Source organism: Idiomarina sp. D18 (assembly GCF_057748155.1).
In genome coordinates this window covers 2,272,309-2,290,767 of the sequence record NZ_CM173240.1, presented here as the reverse complement: position 1 = coordinate 2,290,767, position 18,459 = coordinate 2,272,309, and the positions used below count along the sequence as shown (strand labels likewise).

Below are 18,459 nucleotides of genomic sequence, written 5' to 3'. Positions count from 1 at the left end.
TACAATAAATCAAGAGCGGCGATTTTAGCGTACTTTTGTCTGAGCCCAAACGGTTAAATTAATTAAGGACCCCTTATGGACAACAAGACCATTGAAAACATTGCTAAACAAATTAGCGAAAGCATGCCATCTGGCGTTAAAGAGTTAGCCGGTAATGTTGAGCAGCGTGTTAAACAAACCTTGCAATCACAACTTTCTAAACTCGATCTCGTCACTCGCGAAGAGATGGATGTTCAGCAACAATTGTTGCTACGTCTGCGAGAGCGTGTAGAGCAGTTAGAGCAGCAATTAGCTGAACAGAATAAGCAAGACGACACTCAAGAGTAAGGGTAAAGAGCACGATGATTCAATGGATTAGCGGTAAAGTCGTTGAGAACTTTCAATGGAGTGACAGTGTTTTTAGCCTACGCGTAATCACTGAATCATTTGACTTTAAAGCCGGTCAGTTTGTGCGACTCGGCTTAAATGTGGGCGGCGAGCAGGTTCTACGTGCGTATTCGGTCGCCAGTGCACCGCAAGAGTCTATTCTCGATTTTGTGATTGCAAAGGTCGAAGGTGGATTATTGAGCCCACTATTAGCAGAGCTGAAGCCAGGCGATGAAGTCAATATCACTCAGCCGGCAGGGGGCTTTTTTACGCTGGATGAGGTACCCGATGGCGATGATCTGTGGATGCTCTCAACAGGCACGGGCATTGGCCCTTTTATTTCAATGTTGCGTACTGAGCAACCTTGGCGCCGGTTTAAACGCATCGTAATAGTGCAAGGTGTCCGCGAAGCGCAAGATCTGACGTATCGGGAATTTATTAATGAATGTCAGCAACGTTATCCTGGGCAGCTCGTGTACCAGCCGATCGTATCTCGCGAGGCGCTTCCGGAAGCATTGGCCGGTCGGATTCCGGACTTAATCGCGAGTAATGAATTACAAGAGGCCTGTGGTGTTCATTTTAACGAGCGTAGTCAGGTCATGCTATGTGGTAATCCCGATATGATACAAGCATCGCGTGAACAGTTAAAAGCGCTCGGTTTAGAGAAAAATACGCGCCGTAAACCCGGACAAGTAACCTCCGAGAATTATTGGTAATAGCTGCACCGACATGAAAGTCGGTACAAGCTGACATCGATGAACCTTGTTTAGGGCTATGCTCTCTCTATTTGCGAGAGAGAGTATGGCCACAGCAACTGTTTTTACCCGCGCCAGTATTGGTATTGAGGCTCCTGAAGTTCGCGTAGAAGTTGATCTCGCTCGTGGGTTACCGTCATTCACGATTGTTGGAATGCCTGCGACATCGGTAAGAGAAGCGAGGGATCGTGTTAAATCAGCGATTCTCAATGTAGGTCTCGAATTCCCCGCGGCAACGCGTATTATCGTCAACTTAGCTCCCGCTGAAATTCCCAAGCAGGGGGCTCGTTTCGACTTGGCGATAGCCGTAGGTATTCTTGCCGCCTCCGATCAGATTGATGCGGGTCAACTGGCTAAATTCGAATTTTATGGAGAGCTCGCTTTAGCAGGAAACACGCAAGCAGTGTCTGGCCTTATACCGGCATTAATAGCGGCTAAGCGTGCAGATCGCTCTGTTTTCGTTCCCTCTACTAATGTCGCCGAAGCGGGATATGCGGCGCAGCAAAATCACTTTTTAGTGCCCGATTTAGCTGCGCTGTTCGAACATTTGCAGGGACACAATCAACTCAACGCCGCAGAAAGCGATAAACCGTATTTATCGCAAGAAAACGATGTTGGCGATCTCGCGGATATTATCGGACAAACACAAGCGAAACGTGCTTTACTTATTGCTGCAGCAGGTCGCCATCACTTGCTCTTTGTTGGGCCGCCTGGGACTGGTAAAACAATGCTCGCGCAACGTTTTCTAACTATCCTACCCACCCCGACTCATAGTGAAGGTATGCAGATCGCATGTATTAAGTCATTGGTTGAGACACATCTTGCGCCACAACAACTGACTCAACGCAATTTGCGTATGCCTCATCATACATGCTCGGCAGCGGCATTGGTCGGTGGTGGCTCACCACCTAAACCCGGTGAAGTCAGTCTCGCTCATCAGGGCGTGTTGTTCCTTGATGAACTGGCTGAGTTCTCTCGCTATGTGCTTGATTCATTACGTGAGCCATTACAGTCGGGCGAAGTCACCATAAGTCGAGCGGGATACCAGACAACTTATCCGGCTCAATTTCAATTAATTGCGGCGCTTAATCCTTCTCCCTGTGGACAGTTTGACGGAACGCTTGAGAGTTGCCGTTCCACGCCCGATCAAATACTTAAATACCTCAATAAATTATCAGGACCATTGCTTGACCGGATCGATCTGCAAGTTGAGGTGCCAAGAGAAACACAGTCGCTTCGAGCGCTTGATGCTCAGCATAAGCCGACACCTCAGTCACCTCAAATTCGTAATCAAGTTGCTGCGTGTCATGTTAAACAGAGAGAGCGACAAGGCTGTCTAAATGCCGAACTGACCACACAAGCGGTGTTGGAACATAGTCAATTAAGCAAGGCGGATCATACGTTTTTAGTTGAAGTGGTGGAAAAGTTGGGTCTCTCACATCGTGCTTTTTACCGAACACTACGACTTGCCCGCACGATAGCCGATCTGGATGATGCGACCTCGGTGGGTCGGCGTCACCTTGCGGAGGCATTGAGTTACCGCGCCCTGGATCGTTTGTTAGAGCAATTAAAAAAATTATAAGCAACAATAAGCCTGGTGTTGCTAAGCTTGACCTCGGGCAACGCTTTTGCGGAACACGACTGATAAAGTGGCGCTTATAGCGCCACTTTACGCTAACGTTCGGTTAAATGCGTTATCTTTTTAGAAAGTCTTCAAAAAGCACAACAAAACGTTGTAAATTGTCTCGAGAAATATCTAAATGCGTGACTAACCGCAACTTCTTCGCTGCTCCAATTTTTATATGGTGTTGCTCCATAAAGTGCTTTAGAGATTGAGCGAGTTCAAGCGAGGGTAAGGTCAAGTAAACCATGTTAGTACGAGCATTGCTGACCACGATATTGGTGTCAGCGCAGATTGTTTTGAGCGTGGTAGCAAGCCACTGGGCATTATCGTGATCGTCTTGAATACGTTCAAGGTGATGATCTAATGCGTAATCGATCGCAGCTGCTAAAATACCCGCTTGCCGCATACCGCCACCGACCATCTTACGCCAACGTCGAGCACGGGCAATATAGTCAGCCGAACCGACAAGTAGTGACCCGACCGGTGCTCCTAAACCTTTTGAACAGCATACTGAAACAGAATCGAACGGCGCAGCCAGCTCGGTGGCCGTCAATTGCGTTGCTGCCATAGCGTTTACTAATCGGGCACCATCAAGGTGCATGTTTAAACCGTGCTGTTCAGCCAGGGTACGCGCTTGGTCGAAGTAGTCTTGAGCAATCACCTGACCGGCATGCGTGTTCTCAAATGCGAGTAGTCGGGTAATCGGAAAATGAGGATCATTTGGCTTGATGCGTTCGGCGATAGTGTCTAACGACAGAGTACCATCGGCTTCGACTTCGATGGTTTGTGGCACGATGCCTCCGAGCACCGCAGCGCCGCCTGCCTCATAGCGATAGGTGTGATATTCCTGACCCACGATATATTCTTCACCGTTACGACAATGACTGAGCAAACCTAATAAGTTACTTTGTGTGCCGGAACTGCAGAAAAGCGCATCCTCTTTACCTAACCACTGGGCAACGCGCTGCTCTAACGCGTTAATTGTGGCATCTTCACCATACACATCGTCACCCACATCAGCACGAATCATCGCATCACGCATGGCAGATGTTGGCTGGGTCACTGTATCGCTTCTTAAATCCATTTGCGTCTCGCTTAACTAGTTATTGTTTTGAACAAAGCGTTCTAAGGCGGTGGTTGTTAAGTGGTCAAAGTATAGGGATAATGAACCGCATTGAACAGATGAGAAAAAGCGACGCGATATGAAAGTATATGACAACGTATTGGAAATGATCGGCAACACGCCGTTGGTAAAAGTGAACAACATCGATACAGGTCCCTGCGATTTGTATCTTAAGTTAGAGCTGCAAAACCCGGGTGGGTCTATCAAGGACCGCATCGCCGTTGAGATGATTAATGCGGCTGAGCGTGATGGCAAATTGAAGCCAGGCGATACCATCATCGAGGCGACTGCAGGCAATACAGGCTTGGGCTTGGCGTTAGTTGCGGCGAGTAAGGGCTACCCCTTGATGATCGTAATGCCTGATAAAATGAGCCAAGAGAAAGTCAACAATTTGCGTGCGATGGGGGCGACTGTCAAACAGACTCGCTCAGATGTACAAAAAGGTCACCCTGAATACTACCAAGATATGGCCGCTCGCTTAGCCGAAGAAAACGGCTGGTTCTATGTAAACCAATTTGAAAACCCTGCCAACGTAGAAGCGCATTACAAAACCACGGGTCCAGAGATTTGGCAACAAACGGACGGCGACATTGATGCCTTCGTTTGTGGTGTTGGTTCAGGCGGTACACTAACAGGTATTGGCCGCTATCTCCGTGAGCAGAAGTCCGATGTTGATTTAGTGCTTGCCGATCCCGCGGGTTCAATTTTGGAACCATTAGTGAATCGTGGAGAGCATGTCGAAGCCGGTAGCTGGTTGGCAGAGGGTATTGGCGAGGATTTCGTACCAAAAATCTGCGAAATTGAATTAGCCAATAAAGCCTACGCTATCTCAGATAAAGAAGGTATGCAGATGGCGCGTCAGGTGCTCGAGAAAGAGGGCGTCATGGTGGGCTCTTCGAGCGGCACCTTAATCGCTGCTGCAGTGCGTTATTGCCAAGATCAAACCGAGAGAAAGCAAGTGGTGACACTTGCGTGTGATACAGGTAATCGCTACTTATCGAAGTTATTCAACGATGAGTGGATGCGTGAAAATAATTTGCTGTAAGGAGTTGTAATAATGGCATCAAACAAACCAATGAAATTTGCGACACGCACCATTCATGGTGGTCAGTCACCTGAGCCGGTCACTGGGGCAGTCATGCCTCCGATTTTTACCAGTTCAACCTACGCGCAAGAGAGCCCGGGTGAACACAAAGGCTTTGAATATTCGCGCTCGCATAACCCAACACGTTTTGCTTGGGAGCGCGCCGTCGCGAATTTGGAAGGGGGCACTCAAGGGCTTGCTTTTGCTTCCGGCATGGCGGCAACTTCAACAATTTTAGAGCTGCTTGATAGCGGTGATCACGTGGTCGCTATGGATGACTTATACGGCGGCAGTTTCCGTTTGTTCGACAAGGTACGTGGGCGTTCAGCAGGACTTAAGTTCTCATACGTTGACCTTGCCGACATTAAGCAAGTCGAACAGGCGCTGACCTCAGAAACACGTATGATTTGGGTTGAAACACCCAGCAACCCTATGTTGAAACTGGTTGATATCGAAGCCATTGTAAAAACAGCAAAGACACATAATCCAGACATCATCGTGGTAGTGGATAATACGTTCGCGACGCCTTTTAATCAGCGTCCAATTGAGCTGGGAGCCGACATCGTAATGCATTCGGCGACTAAGTACTTGAATGGGCACTCTGACATGGTGGGTGGTATCGCTGTTGTCGGTGATAACCAAGACTTAGTCGAACAGATGCTATTCTTGCAAAATTCGGTGGGTGCTGTTGCGGGTCCTTTTGACTCCTACTTAGCGCTCCGAGGTGTCAAGACGTTGGCGTTACGTATGCGTCATCATAACCAAGCAGCACTCGAGTTGGCACAGTGGCTCGAGCAACATCCGAAAGTTGAGAAGGTGATCTACCCAGGTCTTGAAAGCCACCCGCAACATGAGCTTGCTAAGCGTCAGATGTCCGGTTTTGGTGGCATGATCTCAATTTTATTGAAAGGCGATTTAGCGGCCGCTCGTAAGTTCTTAGAGTCGGTCGAAATCTTTGCGCTGGCAGAAAGCTTAGGGGGGGTCGAGTCGTTAATTGAACACCCTGCGATCATGACTCATGCGTCGGTACCTAAAGAAAATCGTGAGAAACTAGGTATCCTAGACAACTTTGTTCGTGTCTCGGTGGGTATTGAAGATCTAGACGATCTTAAAGCCGATCTGGATACTGCTTTAAACGCGTTCTAAACGATAGAACCGATTAAAATAAAAAACATAAAACTTAAAAACCGGTCAATAGACCGGTTTTTTTGTATTTAAATCAATAACTTATACATTATTTTACAGTTTAGTCATAATTGAGTAGGCTTAGAAATAACAAAAAACTGCAGTTTGCAGTGATAAAAATGTTCGCTAAAGAAGGAAATAATTATGCTATTGAGCCTACTGTTACTTCAGGGACTCGTAGCCGCGTTATTGTTTTACGGCTTAGTCGGTCAGTATCAATCTAAACCCCTCTGGAGTTTATTGGCGGTATTGACTGCAGGGTTTATTCCTCCGCTTAATTGGGGTCTATTGCTTGCTGCTATCGGGCACCGTATGTGGAAGCGCTCTCCAGCGATGCGTCAGTCGATTCATGAACCTCAAGCACGGATGTAATCGCCAATGTCAGCAGTACGTCCGTTTCATTTAGCCTTACCTGTAAAGTCCCTCGATAACGCCCGCAAGTTCTATGGTGAGATCTTGGGGCTGGAACAGGGGCGTAGTAGTGACGATTGGATCGATTGGAACTTCTTTGGTCATCAATTTGTTACGCATGTGGCACCTGAAATAGCGGGTGTTAAAAACCACAGCGGCGTCGATGGTCACAATGTGCCCGTGCCTCACTTCGGTGTCGTGTTATTACGCGAAGATTGGGATGACGTTGCGCGCAAGATTGCTGAGTCGGATATTGAGTTTGTCATCGAACCTTACATTCGTTTCCAGGGCAAACCGGGTGAGCAAGGCACGATGTTTTTTTACGACTACTGCGGCAACGCGCTTGAATTTAAAACGTTCAAAAGCGATGACGATATCTTCGCAACTTAAACCTTGAGCGGCTGACTGAGCTCGGCCGCGATATTCCCTCCACTTAATATAATTCCAACCCGTTTCCCGGCGAATCGACTTCGCTCTTGATTCAGCGCCGCCAGCGTGATCGCTGAGGATGGTTCTATAATGATTTTAAGACGCTGCCAGATCAGTTCCATGGCCGCTTTTGTGTCTTTATCCTCAACGACAAGCACAGCACTTACGTGGCGTTTTAATATTTCGAAATTATATTCCCCCAATTGCGTCAGTAAGCCATCGCAAATACTACGCGGTGGTTTAGCGGGTTGTCGGACTCCGGTGCTGAGCGACTCAAACCCATCATTGGCGAGCATCGGTTCAGCGCCATAAACTTCGAGTCCTTGCGCTGCTAGGCATGCGCCTGCCAGCAGACCACCACCGCCCAAAGGGGTGACGACGGCGTCTAAATCTTCGACTTGTTTGAGTAGCTCTAACGTTGCTGTTCCTTGTCCCGCGATAATATCGGGATGGTCATAGGGGGGAATAAATGTCTCTCCGGTCTGCGCTCGTTCTGCTGCAAATCGCTCTCGCGCTTCCATACCTGGCTCTATAGTCACTATTGAAGCACCGCTGGCTTCAATATTGTTACGTTTTATCGCAGGCGCATTATAGGGCACCGCGACCGTAACGGAGATGCCTAAACGTGCTCCAGCATAGCCCAGTGCGGCACCGTGATTACCTGATGATACGGTAAACACTCCAGTTTGCCGTTGTTGCTCTGACAGAGATAACAACGCATTGCTGGCGCCCCGGTACTTAAACGCGCCGGATTTCTGAAGGTTTTCGCACTTAAAGAAAACTTCACAGCCCAGGGCCTCATCGATTTCTGAACATGTGAGTACCGGTGTGTGTTTAATGAAACCTTCCAAGCGATTGGCAGCTAATACAATGTCATCGTAGCGAGGCAAGCTTATTTTAGGCATAATACGGGTCCTTCAGCGAAAACGAGGATTGCTTGTGGGTCAATTAAATACGTTTCAGCGCATCCGTGCGATGGAAGCCGAAAAACAATCATTGTTTGCATTGTATCTGTGCGAGCGGATGCTGCCAAATTATGAATTTTTTCATCAGCTCACGGGGTTCGGTGAACTCAAGCCGCTACGTGGCGCCCTCAACGCGCTATGGGACCGTCATGCAAATCCTAAACACAGCAAAATCAACGCAGAACGTTGGCAAGAGAAAGTCGATGAAGTGACGCCGAGTGAATACGGTCATGACATGCTTGGGGTTTATCCCGCGATGGATGCGTGTACTGCAATCAGTACCTTGCTGCAGGGCGTGCTTGATAAAGACTCAAAAAACTTTGTTGATGTGGCGAAAGTATCGCAAGCCTCGGTGGCTAAATTCATTGAGCTCAATATCGCCGATGAGGTACCCGCTGAACAGTTACGAGAGGCGGTTAATCAACATGAGCTGTATCAGTACGAAGTTGAAATGCAGCAAGCGATGCTCAATTACCTCGAAGCGCAACCGACCGTCACAAAGGCGTTGGTTAACCAGCTGAAGCAAATGGTGGCCGATGAAGGTATTTCTAACATCGGCCTTGAAGTGAATCAGTCATCAGACTGACGTGCGTAGATTGTTAGCCATCCGAAAATGCCGAAGATAAGAATCTGCCAGCCATCTCCCTTTTTCCAAGGGAGTTGAGCTTTCATCGTGGCAACAAAAATCCCCAGCAATAACAAATGCATAATCACAAGTACGCCGAGTAACATAGCAATCAGACCATAAGCTTGGGTGCTCATGTCGACGACTAAACCCGATAAAAGCGCAAGCAAAGCAATCCATATAATGGCAAAAATCGCTTTGCCGAGAAGTAAAATCATATTCATGCGTGTGTTGTCTCTTCAGTTGATGGAGTGAGCAGTCTAAAGCTGACTTGACCGTGATGTTTTTCTCTGAGGATATCGAAGTCATTGAAGATTTCAGGCGGTAAGTTGCGTTCACTTTCGACGTAAACTAGCGAATCCGAATGTAACCACTCACCTCGCTTCAGCGCGCCAAGCGTCGGACTGACGAGTGATTTATTAAATGGTGGATCGATAAATACGATGTCTAGTTTAGTGTGTTGAGTTGACTCCGCTTTTAGCCAATCGAGAGCGCTTTGTTGTATCACATTAATTTGTGGTGCCGATAAGCGACTGACATTTTGACTCAATTGCCGCGCCGCCGCTTTATCCATCTCTATCAATGTTACCTGTTGGGCGCCTCTTGATGCGGCTTCAAAGCCTAAACTACCGCTGCCAGCAAACAAATCGACAACCTGAGCGCCTTGAATATCAAATTGAAGCCAATTAAATAACGTCTCTCGTACGCGGTCCGTGGTGGGGCGAAGTCCCTCGGATGTCAGTATGGGCAGCTTGCGCCCGCGCCATTGCCCGGCAATAAGGCGCAATTCTCCTGTTTTCTTGTTGCTTTGTTTTCTCACAATATAATTGGCCTGGTTAATTATCTGGGTGCGTCGTCAGTTTCGCTACAGCGTGGTAAACTATCACTAGTTTAACGATTTAATGGTTGTAGTTCCAAGGTATTCAATTATGGCAAAAGGTTTGTTTTCAATGTTTCGACGCAATAAATCGTCGAAACAAGATGAGAAAGAAATAAAACAAGATGAGCAAGAGCAGCAGTCGACCCCACGTGATGCTGATGCAACGGAAGACTGTGCGCAAGTGACGGCCGATTCAGCCGCAGGAAAGCCGTTACCTGAGGTCGAGCCGGAACCTCCTAAGCAGTCTGAACCCGAACCTGAGCTCGAACCAGAACCTGAGGTTGTCTCTGCAGAGGAGACAAGATCTGAGTCTAACATTGAGCCTGAGCCCGAGCCTGAAGCCGCTCCAGCAATAGAACCTGAAGTTGAGTCAACACCCGAAGCGGCACCCGCTAAGAAGAAGGGGCTTTGGGCTCGCCTGACCGAGGGACTCAAGCGGACATCGGGCAGTATTGGTTCGGGCTTATTCGGCGTCTTTAAAGGTAAGAAGATCGATGACGATCTGTTTGAAGAACTTGAAACGCAGCTATTAATGGCTGATTTAGGCGTAAAAACGACCACAAAAATCATCGATAATCTGACGCAACAAGCGGATCGCAAACAACTTAAAGATGCCGAAGCACTATATGAATTGCTGCAAGAGCAGATGGAAGCCTTGCTCGAGCCGGTCGATAAGCCGCTCGCGATTGATACCAGTAAAACGCCGTATGTCATTTTGATGACCGGTGTTAATGGAGTGGGTAAAACCACCACCATTGGTAAGCTCGCTAAACAGTTCAAACGTGAGGGCAAGTCAGTCATGCTCGCAGCCGGGGACACGTTCCGCGCCGCTGCCGTAGAACAGTTACAGATCTGGGGCGAACGCAACGAAATTCCTGTTATTGCACAACAGACCGGTTCTGATAGTGCATCAGTATTATTCGATGCGATGCAGGCCGCTAAAGCGCGGGGTATCGACGTACTGATTGCCGATACGGCTGGGCGTTTGCAAAATAAATCTAACCTCATGGAAGAGCTAAAGAAAATTGTGCGGGTAATGAAAAAGCAGGATCCGGAAGCGCCACACGAAGTGATGCTGACGTTAGACGCGGGCACGGGCCAAAATGCAATCTCGCAAGCCAAATTGTTCACCGAAGCTGTCGGAGTGAGCGGAATTGTAATGACGAAATTGGATGGTACCGCTAAAGGCGGTGTGATTTTTGCCGTAGCCGATGAGTTTAAGATACCAATCCGATACATCGGTGTGGGTGAGCAACTGGACGATCTGAGGCCATTTGTCGCGCGAGACTTTATTCAAGCGCTATTTGACCGTAAGCTAGAACAAGAATAAAGCAACTTTAAGCCACTATGATACGCTTCGAGCAAGTTAGTAAAACTTATCCTGGGGGTCACCAAGCCCTCAGTCATGTTGATTTTCATGTTGAGCCGGGAGAAATGGCATTTTTAACGGGTCACTCCGGCGCCGGTAAAAGTACCTTGCTCAAACTAATCAGTGTGATGGAGCGCCCGACCGCCGGTCGAGTGCGTATCAATGGTCATGATCTCAACACGATTAAGCCGAAGCAGGTCCCTTTTGTACGTCGCGACATTGGTATGATATTCCAAGACCACCGGCTGTTAATGGATAAATCGGTGTTTGATAACGTCGCGTTGCCCTTGATCATTGAGGGTTACAGCGTACAAGAAGCACGTAAACGGGTACTTGCGGCCCTTGAAAAGGTTGGCTTGGCCGACAAATACCGGCATTTTCCCATGATGCTCTCCGGTGGTGAACAACAGCGTGTCGGTATCGCACGCGCTATCGTTACCAAACCGCCTTTACTATTGGCGGATGAACCTACGGGTAACCTCGACCCTAAGCTCTCTATGGACATTATTCGGCTATTTGAGGAATTCAACCAAGTCGGTGTATCGGTACTCATTGCTACGCATGATTTAGGTCTCATTGCGCGGTTAAAATATCGGACGTTGACTTTAAAAGAGGGGCTGCTCATTAATGATGGGTTAGAGGAGCAATCGGTATGAGTCTATTGTTCCGCAACCGAGTCGTCGAAAAAGGTGCTCAACAACAAACCAGCTTACCGTTTTGGCGGCGTATTTTGATGATCCCGGTGCATCATTTGCAACAGGCGGTCAGTAGTCTAGGGGAGTTGTGGCGTAATCCGATTGCGAGCTTAATGACTGTTGCTGTACTTGGTTTGAGCTTAACGCTACCTAGCGCACTCTATGTGATGGTAAAAAACACCTCCCAAATTGCTGGACAGTGGCAGCAAGCCTCTGAAATTTCTTTGTTTCTGCGTACCGATGCAAGCCAGCAATCGGTTGCTACATTAAAGCAGCAGATAAGTATCCGTAATGACGTCGAGTCAGTTCAGTGGGTTACCAAACAAGAAGGGTTTGAGCAGTTTAAAGCGACTTCTGGTTTTGGTGAAACATTGGATTATTTTGACAGTAACCCGCTTCCCGACGTACTGGTTGTAACACCAGCGCAACAAGCACGCACACCTGCGCGGGCGAAGGCATTGCTTGAAGAACTACAACAGGCTCGCGAAGTGCAGATGGGTAAACTCGATGTTGATTGGCTGTCTCGTCTGCAAGCGATTGTTGATTTAATTCAGGATGTATTGGCCGCATTAGCGCTGCTTTTATGTATCTCTGTCATTCTGATCGTGAGCAATACAATCCGACTGAATATACTCAGTAAACGTGATGAAATCGTGATTATGAAACTCGTCGGAGCCACTGATGCATTCATTCAACGGCCGTTTCTTTATACCGGTGTTTGGTATGGTGTGGCAGGCGGTGTGATTGCATGGTTGGCAACCCAGTTATTGATCTGGTGGATTGGTTCTGCCGTAACCAATGTAACTGAATTATATCAATCACAGTTTTCCCTTTCAGGATTGACTGTGGGCGAGATGTTAATGGTCTGGTTGGTTGCTGTGGCGCTGGGTTTAATCGGTAGTTTTCTAGCGGTGCGAAAGCACATAAAAAGTATCGAACCAGAGGCATGATCGAAAACGATCGCAAAACTTGCGTTGACAAACATGCGCGTTATACTGAGATTCTTGGCGATCGTTTTTTCGGGTCCAGCACTGACGATCTGTTGCGCTAAAAGGGAACTTGCGTGTAAAAAAGCGGTCATATGAATAGGTTATGCTAGTCGATACATGTAGTGAGTAATTAGAGGTTGTTAAATGAGCACTGAATTAAAAACCATGGCTTTATCGGTCCCTCAGGGCGGGGGTCTTGACGGTTACATTCAGTCAGTCAACCGCATTCCAATGCTGAGCGCTGAGAAAGAAAAAGCGCTGGCAAAACGTTTGCAGGAAGATAAAGACTTAGATGCAGCGAAAGAGTTAATCATGTCGCATCTACGTTTTGTCGTGCACATCGCCCGTGGCTATTCTGGCTACGGCCTGCCGCAAGCGGATTTGATTCAAGAAGGTAACATTGGTCTCATGAAAGCGGTAAAACGCTTTAACCCAGAAGTGGGTGTGCGCCTTGTTTCATTTGCTGTGCATTGGATTAAGGCAGAGATTCACGAATATGTATTGCGTAATTGGCGAGTTGTAAAAGTCGCGACCACCAAAGCGCAGCGTAAATTGTTTTTCAATTTGCGTAAGATGAAGAAACGTTTAGGCTGGTTCAATCAAGATGAAGTCGAAACGGTGGCAAAAGAGCTAGGTGTTTCGAGCAAAGAAGTCATGGAAATGGAAGCGCGCATGAGTGCCCATGACCAAGCTTTTGAACTGAGTTCTGACGATGATGATTCTAAAGAAGGCTCGACCTACTCACCGGCGATGTATCTTGAGGACAAACGCTCAGATCTCGCGGAAGAAATCGAGACTGAAGACTACGAAGCACACACTCAGAAAAAGCTGTTTTCAGCGATGAGCGAGCTTGATGAACGTAGTCAGGATATCGTTCAGTCACGCTGGTTGTCTGAAAGTAAAGTTACGTTACATGATTTAGCCGCGAAGTATGAAGTGTCTGCTGAACGTGTTCGTCAGCTGGAACAAAATGCGATGAAGAAATTGCGTGCAGCGATGTCATAACTGAGTCTGTATTGTGTACCAAAGGCGCTGCGCAAGTAGCGCCTTTTTCGTTTCTGATTGCCCAGTAGATTTTTGGAGGATTCATGGAGTGTCGTATGGGGTGTGGCGCTTGTTGCATTGCGCCGTCGATCAGTTCTCCGATTCCGGGAATGTCCGAGGGTAAAAGGGCAGGTGAGCGTTGTGTCCAACTCGATGACGATAATTTGTGTCGTTTATTTGGTGACCCGCGCCGTCCTCAGGTGTGCTCAGACTTTGATGCGACGCACGATGTATGCGGGGATAGTCGTGATCAAGCGCTGATTCTACTGACCCGTCTTGAACAAGCCACTGGCGATGCTTAACTCGCTTTTAACTGTCAATTCCGATGCGAAAACTAGCTGAACATCATCTTCTTTTAACGACTTTAAGCGCTGTTTTAAAAATTTAATCGTTTCCGGGTAAGGGTGACCAATTGCAATAGCACTCCCGTGTGCGTGAGCGATCTGTATTAGCTCATCAAACTGCTCAGTGAGATATTGCTCGTCTGTTTCATTATCGATAAAGACGTGTCGCCGGGCGACAGGTACTTGGTAGGACTGTGCCATCTTTTCTGCCACGGTGTACTCGGTTGTTCTACTGTCGATAAAGTACAAATCGTGATTTTTTAATGACTCCATCACCGCTTGCATAGGTTGAGTTAACTGCGTGAGTTGACTGCCCATGTGATTATTAATGCCGGCCACATAAGGAATATCATCTAATACTTGCCGTAACTTGAGCTTTATTTCGGCACTCGACATATCGGCGGTGAGCGCACCTAAGCCCAAGGCATTTCCCGCTAAAGCTTGCATCGGTACATGTGCCATAATTTGTTTGCCTTGGTGATGCGCTTTTAAGGCAAAAGACCGACCGTAAGGGGTAAAGGGAAGAATAGCAAAGGTAATATCTCCGGGGAGGTCCGCGGCTGCGAGATCTTCTGGGTGATTACCGATATCATCGATAATAATAGCGATCCTATCGGCAGCGACCACAGGGGAAACCATTATAAAACTGAGTACGAGTAGACACAGGTAACGGCCCATGACGGCTAGCGAATCCATTGGGTTGGATTTTCGGGCTGCCCTTTAAAGCGAATTTCGAAATAAAGTGCAGGAGAATTTTGCGCGCCGCTTTGACCCATGAGTGCAATTTCCTCGTTTTGTTGTACCTCTTCGCCGACATTCTTGAATATCACTTGGTTGTAGCCATACAAGCTCATATAGCCCTCACCGTGGTCGATCACAATAACCAGTCCGAATCCACGTAACCAGTCGGCAAAAACAACACGACCGTCTGCAATGCTACGGATGCTTTGCCCCTGTTCGCCATCAATGAGTACGCCTTTCCAACGGATAGGTCCCTCACGACGTTCACCGAACAAACGCTGTACTTTACCATTGGTCGGCCATTGTAAACTCGCTTTAATAGGCTTCAAACCGACTAACTCAACACGATCACTAAGTGCTTCCTCAATGGCAGCAATCACCTGCTCTAATTCAGCTTGACTACTTCGCAGCTCGGCAATTTTTTCTTCCTCTGAGCGCTGTTCATTACGCAGTTCGGCAATGGCTTGTTCTTGCTTTTGTTGTTGCTTCTCAAGTGCGGAACGTTGTGCTGACTGTTCGCCGCGCAACTCAGTTTGTTGTTGGTATTGCGCTTTTAATGCCTGTTTGACCTGTTCCAATTCAGTTTGCGTTTGTTTTAACTTATCAATCGCCGCGATGCGGGCATCGTTTAGGTACTTATAATACGTCAGTTGACGTTCGAGAGTGGATGCCTTTTGTTGATTCAATAGCAGTTTAAGATAATCGTAATCGCCGTTTGCGTAGGCGGCAACCACTTGATCCTTCAGCGCCTTAAGTTGTTCGCGGATATCGCTTTCCAACCGACTTTGCTCTGCTTCGTTGTTTTCAATCTCTCCAGCTAAGGTTTGCAATCGCTCGCGGGTGTTTTGCAGCGCTTCAGCCAATTTGGCGGTACGTAACTCTAATTTTTTGAGCGCCCGCTGACTCGATGTTAATGCTTGTTTGCGCGACTCAAACGCTTCAAGCCGAGATTCAATCTCGGCTTGAATTGCTTTAAGTTCTGCCTGTTTTTCAGCCTTGGTTTGCTCAGTCGGCTGCTGCGCACTAACGTCAGCAGCCAACAAAGTGATTGCAAGAAACAGACTCCATACAAACGCTTTCAGCATTAATTAACCGTCCAATTGCATGAGCGTTTTACCCGTCATTTCATTTGGCTGTTCAAGTCCCATTAAATGCAACATGGTGGGTGCCACATCGGAGAGAATACCATTACGTGGTGTAGCATGACGACCGACATAAATAAACGGAACAAGCTCACTGGTGTGCGCAGTATGGGCTTGGCCAGTGCTCGGGTCGCTCATTTGCTCGGCGTTACCGTGGTCAGCAGTAATAAGGCATTCACCGCCCACTTTTTGTAATGCTTCAACTACTCTTCCCACCGAATGGTCAACGGCTTCACAGGCTTTTACTGCTGCATCAAAGTTACCTGTATGACCCACCATATCACCATTGGGGTAGTTACAAATAATGACGTCATACTCTTGATTATCGACAGCTTCAACAATCGCATCAGTGAGTTGCTTTGAACTCATTTCAGGTTGCAGATCGTAGGTTTTTACCTTAGGTGAAGGAATAAGTTTGCGTTGTTCGCCATCAAACGCTTGTTCCCGTCCTCCACTAAAGAAGAATGTGACATGCGCGTATTTCTCTGTTTCAGAAATGCGCAACTGCGTTTTATCGTGCTTAGCTAACCACTCGCCTAACACATTGTCGAGTCTTACCGGTGGGAAGGCACAAGGCGTGTCAAATTCATCAGCGTACTGGGTTAACATGACAAAGCCGCTGAGTTGTTTGCGAATGCCACGCTCAAACGTATCGAGTTCATTATCAATAAACGCACGTGTCATCTCGCGCGCTCGGTCAGCGCGGAAATTCATAAAGAACACCGCATCACCGTCCTCTATCGCGGCCGGCTCTCCAATGACCACCGGGCTGACAAACTCATCGGATTCGCCCCGCTCATACGCGTCGGCGAGGGCGTTATGAGCGTTATTTGCGCGATGTTCAGCACGTCCATGATAAACGGCGTTAAATGCACCTTCGATGCGCTCCCAGCGATTATCGCGGTCCATTGCGTAAAATCGACCCGATAGTGAGGCAAAGCGACCTACACCGAGTCGTTCGAAGAGTGCTTCAAACTTTTCAATCGACGGACCTGCTGATTTAGGCGGGGTATCGCGACCATCAAGAAAGCCATGCACGTAGATACGTTGAGCGCCTTTTTTATGCGCCAATTCGACCATCGCCATGAGATGCTCCTCATGACTGTGAACACCCCCTGCTGAGAGTAGTCCCATGATATGGACTGCTCCGTTTTTAGCGACCGCTTGTTCCACGTTTTCGGTCAACACAGGGTTATCGAAAAACTCTCCCGTTTTTATACTTTGCGAGATGCGCGTAAAATCTTGATAAACAACGCGGCCTGCACCCAAATTAACGTGGCCTACTTCAGAATTGCCCATTTGGCCATCCGGCAAACCAACGGCGCCTCCCGAGCCGTCGACTAAACAGTGAGGGTACTCATTCCACAACCGATCCATCACTGGCGTGTTCGCCGCGGTTATCGCGTTGTCCGGAGCTGAATCACGGTATCCCCAGCCATCTAAGATCATCAAAACCAATGGTTTTTTATCATGTGCCATATCGACTACCTATGCGCTTGAAAGCAAAAATATATTCTGTCCAGTTTACTGGATTTCTGCCGATTTCGCATCCACTCGATTTGCTATTGGTAGTTAGGGCTACAGAGGGTATACTTTCACCCTCTAAAAGGACATACCCTCCTCCTGTGAGGGGTCACCATTAACCGAATAAATAAACGAGTTAGCATGCAACAACTAATGACATTTGTAGCGAATAATCCATTCATGAGCGGACTATGGGTTGTTCTTTTGCTCGCGTTAATCATTATGACCATTCGCTCTACCATGCAAGGTATCAAGCAGTTACAGGCGCAACAAGCGATTATCTGGACTAACCGAGAGGACGGAATATTTGTCGATATCCGTTCAGCGGATGAGTACCGAAAGGGACACGTGAGTGGTGCTAAATCATTGCCGCAGCAGCAGATCAAAGACAATAAGGTGCATGCTATTGAAAAGTTTAAGGATGCCCCCATTGTATTGGTATGCAACACTGGACACACGGCGGTTTCGGTCGCGAAAAGTTTACAAGCACAAGGCTTTAACCAAGTCGCTGTCCTAGCAGGTGGCATGAATGCTTGGCGTAATGATAAATTACCGATTGCAACAGGAAAGTAGTTTTTAACTAAAAATTTAGCTAAAGTCGTCAATCGACAATTTAGTTTAGTGAACAACCAACGTTTTAATAGGAAGTATCATCATGGCTGACGAACAGCAAGCAAATGGCGCAACTGCCGAAAATCAACAACAACAACCGCAGTTTGCTATCCAACGCGTTTACACTAAGGACGTTTCTTTTGAAGCGCCAAATTCGCCTTCAGTATTCCGTAAAGAATGGAAGCCTGACCTGAAACTCGACATGAACGTTAAGCATGAAAAACTTGAAGACAACGTTTATGAGGTCGTGCTGACTTTGACGGCAACTAATAAAGTAGGCGACGAAGTCGCATTCCTTTGTGAAGTTCATCAAGCGGGTATCTTCACCATCGGTGACGAAGTTCAAGAAGGTCAATTAGCGCATACGTTAGGTTCGTTCTGCCCGAACATCTTGTTCCCGTACGCACGTGAATGTGTAGCAAGCTTGGTTAACCGTGCGACTTTCCCACAGTTGAACTTAGCACCTGTGAACTTTGATGCGATCTTCGCGCAACACGTTCAGCAGCAACAAGCACAACAACAGCAAGCTGACGCGTAAGGACTGGTTGCTTA

The 18,459-nt window shown here is 47.6% G+C and carries 22 protein-coding genes; 15 read left to right on the top strand and 7 right to left on the bottom strand.

What is annotated here, in order from left to right; translation table 11 throughout:
- Window positions 1-75: 75 nt before the first annotated feature.
- The 3 genes from AC3AP5_RS11060 (at window position 76) to AC3AP5_RS11050 (ending at window position 2,703) form a co-directional block, all read left to right on the top strand.
- Window positions 76-327 carry an accessory factor UbiK family protein gene (locus AC3AP5_RS11060; protein ID WP_006953950.1) on the top strand — a complete coding sequence of 84 codons (252 nt, stop codon included), beginning with the start codon at window positions 76-78 and terminating at the stop codon, window positions 325-327.
- Between the two features lie 14 nt (window positions 328-341).
- Complete coding sequence (locus AC3AP5_RS11055) at window positions 342-1,082, top strand: ferredoxin--NADP reductase (protein ID WP_006953949.1); 741 nt, start codon at window positions 342-344, stop codon at window positions 1,080-1,082.
- An 85-nt stretch (window positions 1,083-1,167) separates the two neighbouring features.
- A complete protein-coding gene (locus AC3AP5_RS11050; protein ID WP_487326713.1) occupies window positions 1,168-2,703 on the top strand; it encodes a YifB family Mg chelatase-like AAA ATPase in 1,536 nt (511 codons plus the stop codon).
- Window positions 2,704-2,815: 112 nt separating this feature from the next.
- Here the strand turns inward: AC3AP5_RS11050 and ltaE are convergent, their stop codons facing one another.
- Window positions 2,816-3,829, bottom strand: a complete 1,014-nt coding sequence (ltaE, locus tag AC3AP5_RS11045; RefSeq protein WP_272978297.1) for a low-specificity L-threonine aldolase — start codon at window positions 3,827-3,829, stop codon at window positions 2,816-2,818.
- A gap of 118 nt (window positions 3,830-3,947) precedes the next feature.
- Here ltaE and AC3AP5_RS11040 point away from each other — a divergent pair, with 118 nt between their 5' ends.
- From AC3AP5_RS11040 to AC3AP5_RS11025, 4 genes are all read left to right on the top strand, one after another.
- Window positions 3,948-4,913 (top strand): cysteine synthase A, encoded by a 966-nt coding sequence (locus tag AC3AP5_RS11040; RefSeq protein ID WP_006953892.1) that lies wholly within the window; start codon window positions 3,948-3,950, stop codon window positions 4,911-4,913.
- A 12-nt stretch (window positions 4,914-4,925) separates the two neighbouring features.
- Window positions 4,926-6,098, top strand: coding sequence for a trans-sulfuration enzyme family protein (locus tag AC3AP5_RS11035; RefSeq protein ID WP_006953890.1), 1,173 nt, complete (start codon window positions 4,926-4,928; stop codon window positions 6,096-6,098).
- Between the two features lie 183 nt (window positions 6,099-6,281).
- On the top strand, window positions 6,282-6,509 hold the full coding sequence (locus tag AC3AP5_RS11030; protein ID WP_006953888.1) for a hypothetical protein: 228 nt from the start codon (window positions 6,282-6,284) through the stop codon (window positions 6,507-6,509).
- A gap of 6 nt (window positions 6,510-6,515) precedes the next feature.
- Window positions 6,516-6,938: a VOC family protein gene (locus AC3AP5_RS11025; RefSeq protein ID WP_272978296.1), complete on the top strand. Its 423-nt coding sequence runs from the start codon at window positions 6,516-6,518 to the stop codon at window positions 6,936-6,938.
- Here the strand turns inward: AC3AP5_RS11025 and AC3AP5_RS11020 are convergent.
- Window positions 6,935-7,882, bottom strand: coding sequence for a threonine ammonia-lyase (locus tag AC3AP5_RS11020; RefSeq protein WP_487326712.1), 948 nt, complete (start codon window positions 7,880-7,882; stop codon window positions 6,935-6,937). The two genes, AC3AP5_RS11025 and AC3AP5_RS11020, sit on opposite strands and share 4 nt — an antisense overlap.
- Window positions 7,883-7,916: 34 nt before the next feature.
- Between AC3AP5_RS11020 and AC3AP5_RS11015 the strand changes: the two genes are divergently transcribed.
- Complete coding sequence (locus AC3AP5_RS11015) at window positions 7,917-8,528, top strand: YjaG family protein (protein WP_006953884.1); 612 nt, start codon at window positions 7,917-7,919, stop codon at window positions 8,526-8,528.
- On the opposite strand, the gene AC3AP5_RS11010 is transcribed toward AC3AP5_RS11015, so the two are convergent.
- Together AC3AP5_RS11010 and rsmD are read right to left on the bottom strand one after the other, a co-directional pair.
- The gene (locus AC3AP5_RS11010; protein ID WP_006953882.1) at window positions 8,513-8,791 is read right to left on the bottom strand and encodes a DUF1145 domain-containing protein; all 279 of its coding nucleotides are present in this window, start codon (window positions 8,789-8,791) and stop codon (window positions 8,513-8,515) included. The two genes, AC3AP5_RS11015 and AC3AP5_RS11010, sit on opposite strands and share 16 nt — an antisense overlap.
- A complete protein-coding gene (rsmD, locus tag AC3AP5_RS11005; RefSeq protein ID WP_487326711.1) occupies window positions 8,788-9,387 on the bottom strand; it encodes a 16S rRNA (guanine(966)-N(2))-methyltransferase RsmD in 600 nt (199 codons plus the stop codon). Before rsmD ends, AC3AP5_RS11010 begins: the two co-directional genes overlap by 4 nt.
- A 109-nt stretch (window positions 9,388-9,496) precedes the next feature.
- Between rsmD and ftsY the strand changes: the two genes are divergently transcribed.
- From ftsY to AC3AP5_RS10980, 5 genes are all read left to right on the top strand, one after another.
- Window positions 9,497-10,777, top strand: coding sequence for a signal recognition particle-docking protein FtsY (gene ftsY / locus AC3AP5_RS11000; RefSeq protein WP_272978292.1), 1,281 nt, complete (start codon window positions 9,497-9,499; stop codon window positions 10,775-10,777).
- 17 nt (window positions 10,778-10,794) lie between these two features.
- A complete protein-coding gene (ftsE, locus tag AC3AP5_RS10995; RefSeq protein ID WP_272978291.1) occupies window positions 10,795-11,472 on the top strand; it encodes a cell division ATP-binding protein FtsE in 678 nt (225 codons plus the stop codon).
- Window positions 11,469-12,461 (top strand): permease-like cell division protein FtsX, encoded by a 993-nt coding sequence (ftsX, locus tag AC3AP5_RS10990; RefSeq protein WP_272978290.1) that lies wholly within the window; start codon window positions 11,469-11,471, stop codon window positions 12,459-12,461. The genes ftsE and ftsX overlap by 4 nt, the downstream gene beginning before the upstream one ends.
- Window positions 12,462-12,644: 183 nt before the next feature.
- The gene (rpoH, locus tag AC3AP5_RS10985) at window positions 12,645-13,505 is read left to right on the top strand and encodes an RNA polymerase sigma factor RpoH (RefSeq protein WP_006953876.1); all 861 of its coding nucleotides are present in this window, start codon (window positions 12,645-12,647) and stop codon (window positions 13,503-13,505) included.
- Window positions 13,506-13,588: 83 nt separating this feature from the next.
- Window positions 13,589-13,846 carry a YkgJ family cysteine cluster protein gene (locus AC3AP5_RS10980; RefSeq protein ID WP_083773204.1) on the top strand — a complete coding sequence of 86 codons (258 nt, stop codon included), beginning with the start codon at window positions 13,589-13,591 and terminating at the stop codon, window positions 13,844-13,846.
- On the opposite strand, the gene AC3AP5_RS10975 is transcribed toward AC3AP5_RS10980, so the two are convergent.
- Genes AC3AP5_RS10975 through gpmI form a run of 3 tightly spaced genes read right to left on the bottom strand, consistent with a single transcriptional unit; the run spans window position 13,808 to window position 17,250 of the window.
- Window positions 13,808-14,584 carry a divergent polysaccharide deacetylase family protein gene (locus AC3AP5_RS10975; protein ID WP_242603630.1) on the bottom strand — a complete coding sequence of 259 codons (777 nt, stop codon included), beginning with the start codon at window positions 14,582-14,584 and terminating at the stop codon, window positions 13,808-13,810. The genes AC3AP5_RS10980 and AC3AP5_RS10975 overlap by 39 nt on opposite strands.
- Window positions 14,572-15,714 carry a murein hydrolase activator EnvC family protein gene (locus AC3AP5_RS10970; RefSeq protein WP_487326710.1) on the bottom strand — a complete coding sequence of 381 codons (1,143 nt, stop codon included), beginning with the start codon at window positions 15,712-15,714 and terminating at the stop codon, window positions 14,572-14,574. The genes AC3AP5_RS10975 and AC3AP5_RS10970 overlap by 13 nt, the downstream gene beginning before the upstream one ends.
- Window positions 15,715-15,717: 3 nt before the next feature.
- Complete coding sequence (gene gpmI, locus AC3AP5_RS10965; protein ID WP_006953872.1) at window positions 15,718-17,250, bottom strand: 2,3-bisphosphoglycerate-independent phosphoglycerate mutase; 1,533 nt, start codon at window positions 17,248-17,250, stop codon at window positions 15,718-15,720.
- Window positions 17,251-17,436: 186 nt separating this feature from the next.
- On the opposite strand from gpmI, the gene AC3AP5_RS10960 reads away from it, so the two are divergent.
- Both AC3AP5_RS10960 and secB read left to right on the top strand, forming a co-directional pair.
- Window positions 17,437-17,868, top strand: a complete 432-nt coding sequence (locus AC3AP5_RS10960) for a rhodanese-like domain-containing protein (RefSeq protein ID WP_006953871.1) — start codon at window positions 17,437-17,439, stop codon at window positions 17,866-17,868.
- A gap of 82 nt (window positions 17,869-17,950) precedes the next feature.
- Window positions 17,951-18,445, top strand: coding sequence for a protein-export chaperone SecB (gene secB / locus AC3AP5_RS10955; RefSeq protein WP_006953870.1), 495 nt, complete (start codon window positions 17,951-17,953; stop codon window positions 18,443-18,445).
- Window positions 18,446-18,459: the final 14 nt, after the last annotated feature.

Coding starts and splice junctions, on each gene's coding strand:
- AC3AP5_RS11055 (WP_006953949.1), top strand. CDS start 342: ATGATTCAATGGATTAGCGGTAAAGTCGTTGAGAACTTTCAATGGAGT.
- AC3AP5_RS11035 (WP_006953890.1), top strand. CDS start 4,926: ATGGCATCAAACAAACCAATGAAATTTGCGACACGCACCATTCATGGT.
- AC3AP5_RS10960 (WP_006953871.1), top strand. CDS start 17,437: ATGCAACAACTAATGACATTTGTAGCGAATAATCCATTCATGAGCGGA.
- AC3AP5_RS10975 (WP_242603630.1), bottom strand. CDS start 14,584: ATGGATTCGCTAGCCGTCATGGGCCGTTACCTGTGTCTACTCGTACTC.
- secB (WP_006953870.1), top strand. CDS start 17,951: ATGGCTGACGAACAGCAAGCAAATGGCGCAACTGCCGAAAATCAACAA.
- AC3AP5_RS11030 (WP_006953888.1), top strand. CDS start 6,282: ATGCTATTGAGCCTACTGTTACTTCAGGGACTCGTAGCCGCGTTATTG.
- gpmI (WP_006953872.1), bottom strand. CDS start 17,250: ATGGCACATGATAAAAAACCATTGGTTTTGATGATCTTAGATGGCTGG.
- ftsE (WP_272978291.1), top strand. CDS start 10,795: ATGATACGCTTCGAGCAAGTTAGTAAAACTTATCCTGGGGGTCACCAA.
- AC3AP5_RS10970 (WP_487326710.1), bottom strand. CDS start 15,714: ATGCTGAAAGCGTTTGTATGGAGTCTGTTTCTTGCAATCACTTTGTTG.
- ltaE (WP_272978297.1), bottom strand. CDS start 3,829: ATGGATTTAAGAAGCGATACAGTGACCCAGCCAACATCTGCCATGCGT.
- rpoH (WP_006953876.1), top strand. CDS start 12,645: ATGAGCACTGAATTAAAAACCATGGCTTTATCGGTCCCTCAGGGCGGG.
- ftsX (WP_272978290.1), top strand. CDS start 11,469: ATGAGTCTATTGTTCCGCAACCGAGTCGTCGAAAAAGGTGCTCAACAA.
- AC3AP5_RS11060 (WP_006953950.1), top strand. CDS start 76: ATGGACAACAAGACCATTGAAAACATTGCTAAACAAATTAGCGAAAGC.
- AC3AP5_RS11020 (WP_487326712.1), bottom strand. CDS start 7,882: ATGCCTAAAATAAGCTTGCCTCGCTACGATGACATTGTATTAGCTGCC.
- AC3AP5_RS11040 (WP_006953892.1), top strand. CDS start 3,948: ATGAAAGTATATGACAACGTATTGGAAATGATCGGCAACACGCCGTTG.
- AC3AP5_RS10980 (WP_083773204.1), top strand. CDS start 13,589: ATGGAGTGTCGTATGGGGTGTGGCGCTTGTTGCATTGCGCCGTCGATC.
- ftsY (WP_272978292.1), top strand. CDS start 9,497: ATGGCAAAAGGTTTGTTTTCAATGTTTCGACGCAATAAATCGTCGAAA.
- AC3AP5_RS11050 (WP_487326713.1), top strand. CDS start 1,168: ATGGCCACAGCAACTGTTTTTACCCGCGCCAGTATTGGTATTGAGGCT.
- AC3AP5_RS11010 (WP_006953882.1), bottom strand. CDS start 8,791: ATGAATATGATTTTACTTCTCGGCAAAGCGATTTTTGCCATTATATGG.
- AC3AP5_RS11025 (WP_272978296.1), top strand. CDS start 6,516: ATGTCAGCAGTACGTCCGTTTCATTTAGCCTTACCTGTAAAGTCCCTC.